The sequence below is a fragment of the Pseudomonas khorasanensis genome (assembly GCF_014268505.2).
In the GTDB taxonomy this organism is placed as follows: Bacteria; Pseudomonadota; Gammaproteobacteria; order Pseudomonadales; family Pseudomonadaceae; genus Aquipseudomonas; species Aquipseudomonas khorasanensis.
The window spans coordinates 1-16,678 of record NZ_JABWQP020000004.1 but is presented as its reverse complement, the minus strand read 5'-3'; the positions used below and the strand labels follow the sequence as shown (position 1 = coordinate 16,678).

Annotated in this window: 14 protein-coding genes; 1 reads left to right on the top strand and 13 read right to left on the bottom strand. The window is 60.9% G+C overall.

Annotation, left to right across the window (positions count from 1 at the left end):
• Positions 1-197: 197 nt before the first annotated feature.
• From dtd to hutC, 13 genes are all read right to left on the bottom strand, one after another.
• Positions 198-635, bottom strand: coding sequence for a D-aminoacyl-tRNA deacylase (gene dtd, locus HU727_RS11670; RefSeq protein WP_186531936.1), 438 nt, complete (start codon positions 633-635; stop codon positions 198-200).
• Entirely contained in the window at positions 632-1,603 is a 972-nt protein-coding gene (gene pip / locus HU727_RS11665) for a prolyl aminopeptidase (RefSeq protein ID WP_186531937.1), read from the bottom strand. The genes dtd and pip overlap by 4 nt, the downstream gene beginning before the upstream one ends.
• A gap of 241 nt (positions 1,604-1,844) precedes the next feature.
• Positions 1,845-2,648, bottom strand: coding sequence for an N-formylglutamate deformylase (gene hutG / locus HU727_RS11660; RefSeq protein ID WP_186531938.1), 804 nt, complete (start codon positions 2,646-2,648; stop codon positions 1,845-1,847).
• Positions 2,649-2,658: 10 nt separating this feature from the next.
• Positions 2,659-3,864, bottom strand: a complete 1,206-nt coding sequence (gene hutI / locus HU727_RS11655; RefSeq protein WP_186531940.1) for an imidazolonepropionase — start codon at positions 3,862-3,864, stop codon at positions 2,659-2,661.
• 100 nt (positions 3,865-3,964) lie between these two features.
• Entirely contained in the window at positions 3,965-5,497 is a 1,533-nt protein-coding gene (hutH, locus tag HU727_RS11650) for a histidine ammonia-lyase (RefSeq protein ID WP_186531942.1), read from the bottom strand.
• A 117-nt stretch (positions 5,498-5,614) separates the two neighbouring features.
• Positions 5,615-7,138: an HAL/PAL/TAL family ammonia-lyase gene (locus HU727_RS11645; RefSeq protein ID WP_186531944.1), complete on the bottom strand. Its 1,524-nt coding sequence runs from the start codon at positions 7,136-7,138 to the stop codon at positions 5,615-5,617.
• A 142-nt stretch (positions 7,139-7,280) separates the two neighbouring features.
• Positions 7,281-8,111: a quaternary amine ABC transporter ATP-binding protein gene (locus tag HU727_RS11640; RefSeq protein WP_186531945.1), complete on the bottom strand. Its 831-nt coding sequence runs from the start codon at positions 8,109-8,111 to the stop codon at positions 7,281-7,283.
• A complete protein-coding gene (locus HU727_RS11635; RefSeq protein ID WP_158956696.1) occupies positions 8,108-8,959 on the bottom strand; it encodes an ABC transporter permease in 852 nt (283 codons plus the stop codon). The genes HU727_RS11640 and HU727_RS11635 overlap by 4 nt, the downstream gene beginning before the upstream one ends.
• 70 nt (positions 8,960-9,029) lie before the next feature.
• Positions 9,030-9,998: an ABC transporter substrate-binding protein gene (locus HU727_RS11630; protein ID WP_186531946.1), complete on the bottom strand. Its 969-nt coding sequence runs from the start codon at positions 9,996-9,998 to the stop codon at positions 9,030-9,032.
• Positions 9,999-10,069: 71 nt separating this feature from the next.
• Entirely contained in the window at positions 10,070-11,542 is a 1,473-nt protein-coding gene (locus HU727_RS11625) for a purine-cytosine permease family protein (RefSeq protein ID WP_186531947.1), read from the bottom strand.
• A gap of 166 nt (positions 11,543-11,708) precedes the next feature.
• Positions 11,709-13,406 carry a urocanate hydratase gene (hutU, locus tag HU727_RS11620; RefSeq protein WP_186531948.1) on the bottom strand — a complete coding sequence of 566 codons (1,698 nt, stop codon included), beginning with the start codon at positions 13,404-13,406 and terminating at the stop codon, positions 11,709-11,711.
• Between the two features lie 478 nt (positions 13,407-13,884).
• Complete coding sequence (locus tag HU727_RS11615; protein WP_186531949.1) at positions 13,885-14,454, bottom strand: HutD/Ves family protein; 570 nt, start codon at positions 14,452-14,454, stop codon at positions 13,885-13,887.
• Between the two features lie 9 nt (positions 14,455-14,463).
• Positions 14,464-15,174: a histidine utilization transcriptional repressor HutC gene (gene hutC, locus HU727_RS11610; protein WP_163013658.1), complete on the bottom strand. Its 711-nt coding sequence runs from the start codon at positions 15,172-15,174 to the stop codon at positions 14,464-14,466.
• A gap of 146 nt (positions 15,175-15,320) precedes the next feature.
• Here hutC and HU727_RS11605 point away from each other — a divergent pair.
• Positions 15,321-16,678 (top strand): formimidoylglutamate deiminase (locus HU727_RS11605; RefSeq protein ID WP_217847130.1); only part of this gene is annotated, 1,358 nt, incomplete at its 3' end.

The following is a 16,678-nucleotide window of genomic DNA, read 5'->3' as shown; positions in this document are numbered from 1 at the left end:
CCGCCGGGGCAAAATGATTCCCCAATCGGATCCAGACAAGTCTCTACCTAAGCCAAAACGGACCAACGAATGCCGATCCCCGCAGCGCGCGATTATCTAGTAGCCCGCATGACAACGCATCAGGGGTAACAAAGTATTTATCGCGAAAAAACCCTGTTTTCAGTCGAAAACGCCATAAAAAGATGTTTCAAGCGCTTTCACGTCTGTAACAGGAAGGTTACCGGGCCATCATTGACCAGATGCACCTGCATATCCGCGCCGAATCTACCTGATGCCACAGTGCCATGCATCTGTTTCGCTTTGCCCAATAGATAGTCGAACAATTCCTCGCCCAGAGCCGGCGGCGCAGCCGTCGAAAAACCAGGACGCAACCCGCTCCGGGTATCCGCCGCAAGGGTGAACTGCGAGACCAGCAGCAGCCCGCCACCGACGTCTGCGAGGGACAGATTCATCTTGCCCTCATCATCACTGAACACCCGATAGTTAAGCAGCTTATGCAGAAGTTTGTCGGCGCTGGCACGCGTGTCGTCGGGTTCGACCGCCACCAGCACCAGCAGGCCCTGATTGACCGCGCCAACCACCTCTCCCGCGACTTCAACCCGCGCCGCACTGACGCGCTGCAAAAGCCCCTTCATGCTTCTTCGAGCGGCAGGTCGAGCAAGCGCTGAGCCATTTTGCTCGCCGCACGCACCAGCGCATCAGTGATGCCCGGCTCGGAGGCAGCATGGCCTGCGTCGCGAATCACCTGCAATTCGCTGTTCGGCCACGCCTGATGCAATTCCCAGGCGTTGTCGAGCGGGCAGATCACGTCGTAACGCCCGTGAATGATCACGCCGGGCAGATGGGCGATCTTGCCCATGTCGCGGATCAGTTGATTCGGCTCGAGGAAAGCGTTGTTGGTGAAGTAATGACACTCGATGCGTGCGATCGACAACGCACGCTGCGGCTCGGAGAACCGATCAACCACCAGCGGGTTCGGCCGCAGGGTTGCGGTGCGCCCTTCCCAGGTCGACCAGGCCTTGGCCGCATGCATCTGGGCGATTTGATCATTGCCGATGAGACGCTTGTGGAAGGCGCCGAGCAAGTCGTCGCGCTCGTCCAGCGGAATCGGTGCGATGTAATCCTGCCAGTAATCGGGAAACAGACGGCTGGCGCCGGCCTGATAGAACCATTCGATTTCCTGCGGGCGGCAGAGAAAGATCCCGCGCAGAATCAGACCGTGTACGCGCTCCGGGTGGGTCTGCGCGTAGGCCAGGGCGAGGGTCGAGCCCCACGAACCACCGAACAGCACCCATTTTTCGATGCCCAGATGCTTGCGGATACGCTCAAGGTCTTCGACCAGATCCCAGGTGGTGTTGTTTTCCAGGCTGGCGTGCGGCGTGGAGCGACCGCAGCCGCGCTGGTCGAAGGTGACGATGCGATACAGGTTCGGATCGAAGTAGCGACGGCTCTGGGCGTCGCAACCGGCGCCAGGCCCCCCGTGGATGAACACCACCGGCAAGCCGTCCGGTGAACCGCTTTCATCGACGTAAAGCGTGTGGGCGTCATCGACAGCCAGATCGTGCCGGGCGTGAGGTTTGATCTGCGGAAACAAAGTCTGCATTGCGCGCTCCGTAAGGGGTCGAGGTCATCCCTGAGGGGACTTCTATTATTCTGCCGTTGGGCATCATAAACCCGATTTGCGTCAGAGAGCATGCCTGTGCGCAGTCACCGTTTGTCAGCCATCGACCTCACAGGCCGAACGCGATTCTGTGGGAGCGAGCCTGCTCGCGAAAGCGATGTGCCGTTCGGTCGCGGTGTTGACCGAACGGACGCCTTCGCGAGCAAGCTCGCTCCCACAAGGGTTATGCGTTGTAGTTTGATTGTCCCCAGCCCAACAAACCTTGCAGCAATTCCCTGAGGACCACCCGCGTCGGCTCGGCCAGGTCGGCGCGATAGCGGAACGGTTCGAACTCCTCCATGTAGGTGGACTGGCACAGCTCCAGCTGCACGGCGTGGATGTTCTGCGCGGGATCGCCGTAATGGCGGGTGATGTGACCGCCCTTGAAGCGACCGTTCAGTACGTGGCTGAACCGATCATAGCGGGCGCAGATTGCTTCCAGTTGGGAGGCCAACTGCGGATCGCAACTGGCGCCGCTGAACGTGCCGAGGTTGAAGTCCGGCAACTTGCCGTCGAACAGGTGCGGGATGATCGAGCGGATCGAATGCGCGTCGAACAGCAGCGCGTAGCCAAACTCAGCCTTCAACCGCGCCAGCTCTTCTCGCAGGGTGCGGTGATACGGCATCCAGATCTGTTCCAGATAACTCGCGCGCTCGTCCTTCGACGGCTCGAGCCCTTCGCGGAACAAAGGAATGCCATCAAACAGCGTTGCCGGATATAACCCGGTCGTCGCCCCGGCGTACAACGGCTTGTCGTCGGACGGCCGGTTCAGGTCGATGACGAAGCGTGAATACTCGGCGGACAGAGTGCTCGCACCCAGATCTTCGGCGAAGTCATAGAGCTGCGGGATATGCCAATCCGTGTCCGGCAGGCTTTTCGCATTCGCGATCAACCCGGCCTCGACCGCTGGCGTCAGGCGCAGACCCGCGTGCGGCATGCTGATCAGCAGCGGCACGCGGCCTTGTTTGAAATTCAGAACCTTGTCCACAACCGCTCTCCTACAGATTTGATTCAACGCCGTGGCGCACGACGCGCTTGTCCAGGTCACCGCCAAGCCAATAGGCAAGGTCCGCCGGCCGGTCGATGTCCCAGGCGACGAAGTCGGCGACCTTGCCGACTTCCAGCGAACCGTGGGTGTCGGCCATGCCCAGCGCCTGCGCGGCATGAATCGTCGCGCCAGCGAGGGCTTCTTCCGGCGTCATGCGAAAACAGGTGCAGGCCATGTTCAACATCAAGCGCAGGGACAACGCCGGTGAGGTGCCGGGGTTGAGGTCGCTGGCGATGGCGATTTTGACTTTGTGTTTGCGCAGGGCGTCCATCGGCGGCAGCTGCGTTTCGCGCAGGAAGTAGAACGCGCCTGGCAACAAAACCGCGACGGTGTCGGCTGCGGCCATGGCAATGGCGTCAGCTTCGTCCATGAACTCAAGGTGATCGGCGGACAACGCTTTATAGCGCGCTGCGAGGCTGGAGCCGTGCAGCGAGGATAATTGCTCGGCGTGAAGCTTCACCGGCAGGCCAAGCTTCTGCGCGGCGACGAACACACGCTCGACCTGCTCCGGCGAGAACGCCAGGTATTCACAGAAAGCATCCACGGCATCGACCAGACCTTCGGCCGCCAGCGCGGGGAGCATTTCGTTGCAGACCAGATTGATGTAATCGTCGGCGCGGTCCTTGTACTCCGGCGGTAACGCGTGCGCCGCCAGGCAGGTGCTGCGAACGCTGATGGGCAGTTCTTGGGACAGACGACGAATGACGCGCAGGATTTTGCGTTCATTGGCCAGATCGAGGCCGTAGCCGGACTTCATTTCTACCGTCGTCACGCCGTCGCGCATCAGGCTTTTCAGGCGTTTGGCGGCGCTGGCGAACAACTCGTCTTCGCTGGCTTCGCGGGTGGCGCGAACGGTGCTGGCGATGCCACCGCCCTGCGCGGCGATGTCGGCGTAGCTGACGCCTTGCAGGCGCTTCTCGAACTCGCCGCTGCGGTTGCCGCCGAACACGGTGTGGGTGTGGCAGTCGATCAGGCCGGGGGTGACCCACGCACCTTGCAGGTCATTGATCACCGGGTATTCGCCGGTGGGGAGCTGACTGCGCGGGCCGATCCACTCGATGAGTGCGCCAGACGTCACGATGGCCGCATCTTCGATGATCGAATAGACGCCCTGCGCCATGGTTGCGACATGGCAGTGTTGCCAGAGGGTTTTCATCCCAAATCCTCGTCTTATTCAAAATCGATTTGCGAGCAGGCTCGCTCCCACAGTTGAATAGCATTCCCCTGTGGGAGCGAGCCTGCTCGCGAAGAGGCCGTCACAGGCTTGGCAAAAGCTTCGTCGGGACCAGTTCGCTCAAACACCGCGAAGCCAGCAGCTCAGTCGCCGCATTGATGTCTGGCGCAAAGAACCGGTCCTTCTCGTAGAACGGCACTTCCTTGCGCAGGATCGCCCGCGCCTGTTCGAGTTTCGGCGATGTCTTCAGACCATTGCGCAAATCCAGGCCCTGCACGGCTGCCAGCCATTCCACTGCGAGAATCCCGCGCGTGTTTTCGGCCATTTCCCACAGCCGCTTGCCGGCCGCCGGGGCCATCGAAACGTGGTCTTCCTGGTTGGCCGAGGTCGGCAGGCTGTCCACCGAATGCGGGTGGGACAGCGCCTTGTTTTCACTGGCCAATGCCGCCGCAGTCACTTGCGCAATCATGAAACCGGAATTGACCCCGCCATTGGCCACCAGGAACGGCGGCAACTGCGACATGTGTTTGTCCATCATCAGCGAGATACGACGCTCGCTCAGCGAGCCGATTTCGGCGATCGCCAGCGCCATGTTGTCTGCAGCCATCGCCACCGGTTCGGCGTGGAAGTTGCCGCCGGAGATCACGTCGCCTTCGGCAGCGAACACCAGCGGGTTATCGGAAACGGCGTTGGCTTCGACGGCCAGCACTTCGGCCGCCTGACGGAACTGGGTCAGGCACGCGCCCATGACTTGCGGCTGGCAGCGCAGCGAGTACGGGTCCTGCACCTTGTCGCAGTTCTGGTGCGAAGCCGACACTTCGCTGCGTTCACCGAGCAGATCGCGATAAGCCGCAGCGGCATCGATCTGACCTTTCTGCCCACGGGCCGCGTGGATGCGTGCGTCGAACGGCGAGCGCGAACCGAGCACCGCCTCAACCGTCAGGCTGCCCAGCGCCAGCGCCCCGGCAAACAGGTCTTCGCCTTCAAACAGTCCGCGCAGGGCAAACGCCGTGGATACCTGGGTGCCGTTGAGCAGTGCCAGCCCTTCTTTCGCGGCCAGGGTCAGCGGCGTCAGGCCAGCCACTTTCAGTGCCTCGGTGGCCTCCATCCATTCGCCCTTGTAGCGCGCCTTGCCCTCGCCCAGCAGCACCAGCGACATGTGCGCCAGCGGCGCGAGGTCGCCCGAAGCACCGACCGACCCTTTCAGCGGAATGTGCGGATATACCTCGGCATTTATCAACGCGATCAGTGCATCGATTACCTGCCGACGAATCCCGGAAAAACCACGGCTCAGGCTGTTGACCTTGAGCACCATGATCAGTCGCACCAGGTCATCGCTGATCGGCTGGCCGACGCCGGCCGCGTGGGACAACACCAGCGAACGCTGCAGGTTTTCCAGGTCTTCGCTGGCGATACGCGTCGAGGCCAGCAGACCGAAACCGGTGTTGATGCCGTACGCGGTACGATTCTCGGCGAGAATCTGCTCGACGCAGGCGACGCTGGCTTCGATCTGCGCACTGGCGCTGTCGTCGAGGGTCAGTTTGACCGGATGCTGGTAGACGTCACGCAGTTGGGACAGGCTCAGTTGGCCGGGAATCAGGTTCAGCGCAGTCATCAAAATGCTCCTTTTGAGAGATTGTTATTGGCTCGCCAGTCGCTCCGGAGCATTCCGTTATCCGTCGCATTTCGCCTTTTGGGCGATCCGCGCCTTGGCACGCTGGCGTTTAAGAAATCAGTGCAAATCCGGTAGTACGTCATGCGGCAGTTTCGGGTCTTTCAGCACACTCGCCGCAGCGGCAATATCCGGCGCCAGCCAGCGATCCTGATCATAGGCCGGGACCTTTTCACGCAGCAGTCGCCACGCCACATCGGTGCCCGCGCCGAAGCGCTGCTCCTTGATAAATTCAAACGCCTGCGCCGCCAGCAGATATTCAATCGCGAGGATCTGTGTGCAGTTCTCCAGCGCCCGGTGCAGCTTCAGCGCGGCGTTGGTGCCCATGCTCAAATGGTCTTCCTGCAGGCCCGAGGTGATGTAGTTGTCGAGCACGGCCGGTTGCGCCAGTTGGCGGTTTTCCGCGCACAGCGACGCGGCGACGTATTGCACGATCATCATCCCGGAGTTCACCCCCGGATTGGCCACCAAAAACGCCGGCAGACCGCTGACGTGCGGGTTTACCAGCCGGTCGAGGCGCCGCTCGGCAATCGAGCCGATCTCCGCCATGGCGATTGCCAGCAGATCCGCCGCCATCGCCACCGATTGGCCGTGAGGATTGGCTTGCGACATGACGCGGAAATTGTCCGGGGTGCCGAGCAGCAACGGGTTATCCGTGCAGCCGTTGAGTTCGGCTTCGACCTGCCTGATCGCATGCTCGAGCTGGTCACGCGCAGCGCCGTGCACTTGCGGAATCGAACGAATGCTCAAGGCGTCCTGCGTGCGAATGCCTTTGCTCGACGCGATCACTTCACTGCCCTCAAGCAATCCACGCAAATTGACGCCAACCTGCTGCATGCCTGGATGCGGTTTGAGCGCGATGATCTCGGCATCGAACGCCTCGATCTGCCCGCGCTGGGCCTCGAAACTCATCGCGCCGATCACGTCGGCCCACCGCAACAGGCGCGTGACGTCGGCAATCGCCAAACAGCTTAGGCCGGTCATGCACGGCGTACCGTTGACCAGGCACAAACCGTCCTTTGCACCGAGCTGAACCGGTTGCAGACCTTCTTCGGCCAGCGCCTGTTGCGCAGAGGTGATTTGCCCGCGATAGCTGACATTGCCGACGCCGAGCAGCGCGATGCCGACGTGCGCCATGTGCGTGAGATAGCCCACCGAGCCTTGCGACGGCACCTGTGGGGTAATGCCACGGTTGAGCAGGGCCAGCAGCCCTTCGACCACCCGGCGATGGAGGCCGGATTTGCCATGACTGTAATTGTGAATGGCTGCGCAGATGATCGCGCGAGTCTGCTCGTCGGCGAGCACCGGTCCGACGCCACAGGCATGGCTGAGCAAGGTATTGCGCGAGAGCTGGCTGAGCTGTTCGTCTTGCAGCGAAACGTTGGACAAACCGCCCAGACCGGTGTTGACGCCATAGGCGCGCTCGCCGCTGGCGACGATGCGCTGAACGATGGCCTGGGCATTATCGATGCGCGCCCAGGCATCGTTCGACAGTTCGAGCACTGCACCGTGACGTGCGACGGCGACCACATCCTGCCAATGCAGAGGGGCGCCGGTGATGATGATCTTTTCAGCCTGGGACATCTAAAAAACCTCTTGAACAAGATCGTTCCCACGCTCTGCGTGGGAATGCCGCCTGGGACGCTCCGCGTCCCGACTTCTGCTCTGTGCAAGGTGACGCGGAGCGTCACGGGATGCATTCCCACGCAGAGCGTGGGAACGAGCGTCAGACTACTGCCGCCCGCCGCTGCACAAACCGGTCGACATACTCATCCGCCGGCGAATGCAGAATCTCTCGCGGCGTACCGACTTGAATCAGCCGGCCATCCTTGAGGATCGCGATGCGGTTGCCGATGCGCACGGCCTCGTCGAGGTCGTGGGTGATGAAGACGATGGTTTTGTGCAGAGTCTTTTGCAGCTCCAGCAACTGGTCCTGCATCTCGGCGCGGATCAGCGGGTCGAGGGCGCTGAACGCTTCGTCCATCAGGATGATGTCGGTATCCGCAGCCAATGCTCGGGCCAGGCCGACACGCTGACGCATGCCGCCAGACAGCTGATGCGGATATTTGTTTTCGTAGCCCTTCAGGCCCACGGTGTTGATCCAGTGCAACGCGCGTTCCGCGCACATTTGCTTGCTCTCGCCGCGCACTTTCAGGCCGTAGGCGACGTTGTCGAGTACGGTCTTGTGCGGCAGCAAACCGAAGCTCTGGAACACCATACTGATCTTGTGCCGACGAAATTCGCGCAAGGCGTCCATGTCGTACTGCAGGATGTCCACGCCATCGACCAGAATCGCGCCGCTGGTGGGGTCGATCAGACGATTGAAGTGACGCACCAGCGTCGACTTGCCCGAACCGGACAAGCCCATGATCACGAAGATTTCGCCGGTGCCGATGCTCAGCGACAGGTCGTTGACCCCGACCACGCAACCAGTTTCGTTCAGCACCTGATCCTTGGTCTTGCCCTGGCCGACCATCGCCAGCGCATCCTTGGCGCGGTTGCCGAAAATCTTGAAGACGTTTTTGACTTCAATCTTGCTCACGGTTGCGTTGCTCATTTGCTCACCTCGTGCCGTGGCCGACCGTACGCCTGAGTGATGCGGTCGATGACCACTGCGAGAATCACGATCGCCAGACCGGCTTCCAGCCCGCGCCCGACGTTAAGGGTCTGAATGCCTACCAGCACATCCTCACCCAGTCCACGGGCGCCGATCATCGAGGCGATCACCACCATCGACAGGGCCATCATGGTGGTCTGGTTGATCCCGGCCATGATGCTCGGCAGGGCCAATGGCAGTTGCACGCCGAATAGTTGCTGCCAGCGGTTGGCACCGAATGCGTTGATGGCTTCCATCACTTCGCCATCCACCTGGCGAATGCCCAGATCGGTCAGGCGAATCAGCGGTGGCGCGGCGTAGATCACGGTGGCGAAAATCGCCGGGACCTTGCCCAGACCGAACAGCATCAACACCGGGATCAGGTACACGAAACTCGGCATGGTCTGCATGATGTCGAGCAGCGGCATCAGCACAGAACGCAGGCGGTTGCTGCGCGCCGAGAGAATCCCCAGCGGAATGCCGATCAGTACCGAAATGATCGTCGCGACCATCATCAGCGCCAGGGTCTGCATGAGCTTGTCCCACAGGCCGACGGCGCCGACGAGGAACAGCAGACCGACGATGACCGCCGTGGTCACCACTTTGCGCGTCGCATGCCAGGCGATGACACCGACGATTGCCAGCATCAGCCACCACGGCGCTGCACGCAGCAAACCTTCGAGATTGACGATGGCCCACAGCAGGGTGTCAGAGATATGGCGGAACACATCGCCGTAGTTGGTGACCAGCGAATCGACCCAACCGTTGACCCAGTCGGCGATGGAAAAGGTAAAGCTTTCGGGAAACATAAGGGACTCTCAATCAAGGGGTTGCGATCAAGCGTCCGGCTGCCGTTGGCGGCAGCCGGAGAAACTCGACCTACAGGGCCGCGTCGATTTTTCTGGCGGCGTCTTCACTCACCCAGGCGTGCCAGACTTCAGGATGTTCCTTGAGAAAGATTTTCGCCAGTTTTGGCGACTCGATACGCTCCTTGGCCATGCGTCCCAGATTCTGGTTGAGCAGGTCGATGGGCAGGTTGACCTTTTCCAGCACGGCCACCAGTTCCGGGGCCTGGTCGTGGAAGGTTTTCGACAGGCCGACCTTGATGCTTACGGTCTTGTCGACACCGGGTTTTTCTTCCAGCTTGACCGCGTCGATCTGGCCCATCAGCGGGGTTGGCGACCAGTAGTAGAACAGGATCGGCTCGCCACGCTTGTAGCTCGACAGCACCGCCGCGTCCAGCGCCGGCCCGGTGCCCGGACGGAAGTTGGTGTAGGTGTTTTCCAGACCATAGCTCTTCAGCATTTCGCTGTTGTCGAGTTCGCAGGTCCAGCCGGCCGGGCAGTTGTAGAAGCGGCCCTTGGAGGGCTCTTCGGCGTCCTTGAACACGGCGGCGTATTTGCTCAGGTCGGCGATGTTTTTCAGATCCGGGGCTTTCGGTTCCAGCTTGCGCTTGGCGTCGCCTTCGATCACGTAGCGCGGCACATACCAGCCCTCGACCGCGCCCACCACGGGCGCGCCGACGCCGACGACCTTGCCGGCCTTCTCGGCCTTGTTCCACACCTCACTGCGGCCGACCCACTCTTCGGCAAACACTTGAATGTCGTTGCTGCTCAGGGCGTTTTCCATGGTGATGGAATTGCCCGGCAGGCTGTCGGTCTTGCAGTCGTAACCTTTCTCCAGCACCACTTGCAGGACGTCGGTCAGCAGCATGCCGCTTTCCCAGTTCAGGCCGGCGAATTTCACCGGTTTGCCCGATTCGCACCAGCCGGCGGCTTGTGTCGCGCCGGCACTGGCCAACAGGCCCATGGACAGCAAAGTGGTCAGCAGGGTCTTGTTCGATTTCATTGTCGTGACGCTCCTAATCATGAATTGGCTTACGGCAGTTCAAGAGGCATCCAGCCCTGTCCACGTCCAGATCAGGCCTGCGCCGCAGCGCGCCCGGCCCCACCGATTTCAGATTGTTCAACGCTGTTCTGCTCGGCCGGCAGAATCAGCCGGTCAGGCACTGCGCTGTGCCATTTTTTTGCGCAGACGTAATACACCGCAGCCGGCAGCACCAGACCGATGATCCAGGAAATATCCACGTCACCGAGGGCGGCCACCAGCGGACCGGTATAGAACTTGGTCGAAATGAACGGCAGCTGCACCAGTACACCGAACACATACACGCCGATGCCGAGCAGGTTCCAGCGACCGTAGCGACCGTTCGGGTCGGCCAGCGCCGGCACGTCATAGCGCTCGCGAGTGATGCAGTAGTAGTCCACCAGATTGATCGCACTCCACGGTGTGAAGAACGCCAGCAGAAACAGGATGAAAGACTTGAACGCCCCGAGGAACGAGTGCTGCCCGAGCAACGCGATCAGTGTCGCCGCGCCGACGATGAACAACACAAAGACCAGACGTTGCAGACGCGACACCTGCAAGTGCCCACGAAACCCACTGATAATGGTCGCGATGCACATGAAGCTGCCGTAGGAATTGAGCGTGGAAATGGTGACCTTGCCGAACGCGATGCTGAAGTACAGCAACGCGGCGGTGGTACCGGCTCCGCCGAGGCCGACGATGTAGGCCACTTCGTGCCCGGCAAACTGACCGTTGGCCGAGGCAGCAGCGAACACGCCAAGCACCATGGCCACTTGCGCGCCAATCACCGAACCTGCGCCCGCCGCGAAAAAGGTTTTCATCGACGAGGTGTTGCTCGGCAAATAGCGCGAATAGTCCGCTACGTAAGGACCGAACGCGATCTGCCAGGAGGCCGCGAGCGATACCGCGAGCAGGAAACTGCTCCAGCTGAAATGACGAATCTGCAGGAGCGCGCCGACGTCGGTCTGGCTCATCAGGCGCCAAAACAGGAACACGAAGGCAATCACGCCAATGACGCTGGCAACGCGGCCGATCCAATGGATCACCCGATAACCAAGCACCGTCACCAGCACGATAACGCTGGCGAAAATCAGAATGCCGACACTGTCGCTGACACCGAACAACTGACCCAGCGCCTGACCGGAAAGCACAGTGCCGGTGGCGGTGAAGCCCAGGTACATCAGGCACACCAGCACGATCGGTATCGCCGCGCCATAAACGCCGAATTGCACGCGACTGGAGATCATCTGCGGCAAACCCAGTTTCGGCCCTTGCGCAGCATGCAGCGCCATCACCCCGCCGCCGATCAACTGACCGATCAGAAGACCGATCAACGACCAGAACACATCGCCGCCCAACACCACGGCCAACGCCCCGGTGACGATTGCGGTGATCTGCAGATTCGCCCCCATCCACAGGGTGAACTGGCTGAACAGACGACCGTGTCTTTCCGCTTCCGGGATGTAGTCGATCGAACGCCTTTCGATCAACGGAGTACTGCCTGCACGTTCGTTGTTAACCGCCATGATTCAACCTCTGTGGATTGTTATACGTCGCCTGGTAGATGCCGGATCGGCCTGCCGTACACCTTGTAGGAGCTGTCGAGTGAAACGAGGCTGCGATCTTTTGCTTTTTCAGAAGATCAAGATCAACAGATCGCAGCCTGCGGCAGCTCCTACAGGAGTCTTGGGTTTATTTACCGGTAATCATCGGCAGGTTCAGGCCTTGTTCATTGGCGCAATCGATAGCGATCTGGTAACCGGCATCGGCGTGGCGCATGACGCCGGTGGCCGGGTCGTTGTGCAGCACCCGCGCGATGCGCTCGGCCGCTTCATCGGTACCGTCGCAGACAATCACCATGCCCGAGTGTTGCGAAAAGCCCATGCCAACGCCGCCGCCGTGGTGCAGGGACACCCAGGTCGCGCCGCTCGCCGTGTTCAGCAGTGCATTGAGCAACGGCCAGTCGGACACGGCGTCGGAACCGTCCTGCATCGATTCGGTTTCACGGTTGGGGCTGGCGACCGAGCCGGAGTCGAGGTGGTCGCGACCGATCACGATCGGCGCGGATAATTCACCGCTGCGAACCATTTCGTTGAACGCCAGACCGAGCTTGGCACGCAGGCCCAGGCCAACCCAGCAGATACGTGCCGGCAAACCCTGAAAACTGATGCGCTCGCGGGCCATGTCCAGCCAATTGTGCAGGTGCGCGTCGTCCGGGATCAGTTCTTTGACCTTGGCGTCGGTTTTGTAGATGTCCTGCGGATCCCCCGACAGCGCCGCCCAACGGAACGGGCCGATGCCACGGCAGAACAGCGGGCGGATGTAGGCGGGTACGAAGCCGGGGAAGTCGAACGCATTTTCGACGCCCACTTCCTGGGCCATCTGGCGAATGTTGTTGCCGTAATCAAAGGTCGGAATGCCCTGCTTCTGGAATTCCAGCATCGCCTTCACGTGCACGGCCATCGATTGCTTGGCGGCTTTGATTACAGCGGCCGGTTCGGTCTTGGCGCGGGCGCGGTATTCGTCCCAGCTCCAGCCGGCTGGCAGGTAGCCATTGAGCGGGTCGTGGGCGCTGGTCTGGTCGGTGACCATGTCAGGGCGCACGCCGCGCTTGACCAGTTCCGGCAGGATTTCTGCCGCGTTGCCCAGCAGCGCAATGGAGATAGCCTTGCCTTCCTTGGTGTATTTGTCGATGCGCGCCAGAGCATCATCAAGGTCCTTGGCTTGCTCGTCGACGTAACGGCTTTTCAGACGGAAATCGATGCTCACTTGCTGGCATTCGATGTTCAGCGAACAAGCGCCGGCCAGGGTTGCGGCCAGAGGCTGGGCGCCGCCCATGCCACCCAGACCCGCGGTCAGGACCCAGCGGCCCTTGAGCTCGGAGTTGTAATGTTGGCGACCGGCTTCGACGAAGGTTTCATAAGTGCCCTGGACGATGCCTTGGCTGCCGATGTAGATCCAGCTGCCGGCGGTCATCTGGCCGTACATGGCCAGGCCCTTGGCGTCGAGTTCGTTGAAGTGCTCCCAGCTCGCCCAGTGCGGCACGAGGTTGGAGTTGGCGATCAGCACGCGCGGGGCGTTGGTGTGGGTCTTGAACACGCCGACCGGCTTGCCGGACTGCACCAGCAGCGTTTCGTCTTCGTTGAGGTTTGTCAGGCTCTCGACGATCTTGTCGTAGCACTCCCAGTTACGCGCAGCACGACCGATGCCACCGTAAACCACCAGTTCTTTGGGGTTCTCGGCAACTTCCGGGTCGAGGTTGTTCATCAGCATGCGCAGCGGCGCTTCGGTCAGCCAGCTCTTGGCGGTCAGCTTGTTACCGCGTGCAGCACGGATTTCGACATCGCGATGCTTGGTAAAGGAAGGTGCAGCAGGCTTATTGTCAGTCACGAAAAAGACTCCTCAGCGATCAATTCAACCAACCCTGGCAGTGGGCAGCAGCCTGCGCGCTTCGCTGCGCGACAAGCGAATCAGTGGACGTTACGCAGAGGTACGAGGGACTCATACGCATACGTCTTTACTTGTACATACAAGCATATGCAATCAGGCGGCCAACTTGCTTTATGGCTGCCAAAGAAAAATCACGGGCGCAGCTGGAAAGCGGCTGGATCAAGGGTTTCGCTGCGGGAGAAATTTATCGCGGGGCGTTTCTTGCGCGGCTGAGGGGCAGCCAGATGAGCGTGGTGTTGCGCCACACTGGGGCGTTCGGTAACAAGTTGGTGCGCAAACGGAAACGGGACTGCAATGCAATTGTGGCGAGGGAGCTTGCTCCCGCTGGGCTGCGAAACGGCCCCAGAATACGCTTGAACCGTAATGGGAGTGCTTCGGACTCCAGCGGGAGCAAGCTCCCTCGCCACAGGTGTATTTTTCAGTTTTGGATGAGTTCGATCACACAGCAGGCGGCGTTGACGGAGATTTCCACCAACCCGCCATTACCATCCAGTTGCAGGCAGTCATGGCAACCGAGATGTTCAGTGTTTTCACCAACCCGCACGTCCAGCCGCTCACTGACGCTGAACACCAGCACTGTTCCCGCCGAGGTGAAAAAACGCTGCTCGCCGTCGAGCCACTGCAAACGGGCGCTGTAACGTTGAGGTGAATAGATCAGGTTGAAGTCACGGATCGCGCCGCCGAGCAACGTGCACGACACCTGACTTTCGCCGCTGAAGGCAAACGGGTCGAGCGGTAACAGTGGTCGGGTATCGTCACCGTCCACGCACAGGGTCATGCCATCACCCTGCAACACGGTAATCACTCGTTGGTAACCAGCAAATGTCGAAAAACCGCCGGATTCAGCGATGTCGGCGATCGACAGGCGCCAGCCAAAGCCCTCCAGCCCGACGCCTGCATCGCGAGTGATTTCTTCAGTGCTGCCACCGCCATTTTTCCATGGCATGCGCGGGTAATCTCTGGCGCGTAAAACCTTCAAGCCATTCATTTATGTTCTCTACTTATGGAAACGCCCTTCCAGACGATGGCGCGAGCCCGGATGGATCAAGCGCGCAGCGGTCACAGGCTGGCGCCCCGACCAGGTGCGGCGACGGATCAGCAGGCACGGCTCGCCTTTTTCAATCTGCAGCAACTTGCACTCGGACGGCTCGGCCAGAATCGCCTCGACTACGTGCTCACCTTCGGTCAGCGGCGCGACCTGGTTCAGATACGCGTATGGCGTTTGCAGGGTGAAGTCCTGCTTGAGGTATTCCGGAGCGACCAGTGCATTGACGAAACGGTCTTCGATTTGCACCGGAATGTCGTTTTCGTAATGCACGATCAACGAGTGGAAGACTTTCTGCCCTTCGCGCATGTCCAGCGCCAGCGCGCGCTCGGAGCCGGCGGCCTCTTCTTCGAGGGTGATGACCTGGCAAGTGTGGCGATGGCCACGGGAGGCGATTTCATCAGCGATGTTGTGCACTTCGAACAGCGCGGACTGGCTCTTCGGTTCGGCGACAAACGTGCCGACGCCCTGCATGCGCACCAGCAAACCGTCGGCGGTCATTTCGCGCAACGCGCGGTTGATGGTCATGCGGCTGAAGCCGAGCTGGTTGACCAGTTCGCTCTCGGACGGCACGCGGTAGTGCGGCGGCCAGTTACCGCTGTCGATCTGCTGGGTGATCATCTGTTTGACGCGGGCGTACAAGGGCGCCGGACTGTCGCCCATGTTCGCGGCCAACGGAGAGACTGGAGGCGGAGTCGGCACGGTTGATCCCTGTTCATTGGATGAAAGTGACTAGCTTGCCGGAGTTTACCGGGCAGGCAAACGTCTGTATATGTATATACAAATAACACACGATGGGGTGCTGAACCATGTCCGCCTTCTTTGCCGAACGCGCGCTGCTGCCTAACGGATGGGCCAACAATGTACGTCTCGAGGTCAGCGCCGAGGGCGTGCTGACCCGGATCCAGGCCGATTCCATTGCAGATGGTGCCGAGCGGTTAAGCGGCCCGTTGCTGCCGGGGATGCCGAATCTGCACTCGCACGCGTTCCAGCGCGCGATGGCCGGGTTGGCCGAAGTGGCCGGCAATCCCAATGACAGTTTCTGGACCTGGCGCGATCTGATGTACCGGCTCGTCGGAAAAATCAGCCCCGAGCAGCTCGGCATCATCGCCCGACAGCTGTACATCGAAATGCTCAAGGCCGGTTACACCTCATTGGCCGAATTCCACTACGTGCACCACGACCCCGATGGTCAGCCCTACGCCGACCCCGCCGAGTTGGCGTTGCGTATCAGCCAGGCCGCCAGCGAGAGCGGCATCGGCCTGACCCTGCTGCCTGTGCTTTATAGCCATTCCGGTTTCGGTGGTCAGACGCCCAACGATGGCCAGCGCCGGTTCATCAACAGCACTGAAAACTACCTGAATCTGCAATCACGCCTGCAGCCATTTCTGGCGCAGCACAAAGCGCAGTCGCTGGGTCTGTGCTTCCACTCGTTGCGCGCGGTCACGCCGCAGCAGATCAGTGACGTCCTGGCTGCCAGCGACAAGCAATGCCCGGTGCACATTCACATCGCTGAACAGCAGAAAGAGGTCGACGACTGCCTGAGCTGGAGCGGTCGCCGTCCATTGCAATGGCTTTACGAACACGTTGAAGTCGACCAGCGCTGGTGCCTGGTGCACGCCACCCACGCCAACCCGGAAGAAGTCACGCTGATGGCCAAGAGTCGCGCCATCGCCGGGCTGTGTCTGACCACTGAAGCAAATCTGGGCGACGGGATTTTTCCGGCGGTGGATTTTCTCGCTCAGGGCGGGCGCATGGGCATCGGCTCGGACAGCCATGTATCGCTGAGCGTGGTGGAAGAATTGCGTTGGCTGGAATACGGTCAGCGCCTGCGTGATCAGCGGCGAAATCGGTTGTATGGCGCGGATCAGCCGATGGTCGGGCGCACGCTGTATGACGCCGCGCTGGACGGCGGCGCGCAGGCGCTGGGGCAGCCGATTGGTGCGTTGGAGGTCGGCAAGCGCGCGGACTGGATTGTGCTCGATGGCACCGATCCGTATCTGGCGACGGCCAGCGGTGACGGGATTCTGAATCGCTGGTTGTTTGCCGGCGGGGATCGGCAGGTACGCGATGTGATGGTGAACGGTCAGTGGGTAGTGCGTGAGCGGCGCCATGCAGCGGAAGGAGAAAGCGCACGGGCCTTCACCCAGGTTCTGCGCGATCTTTT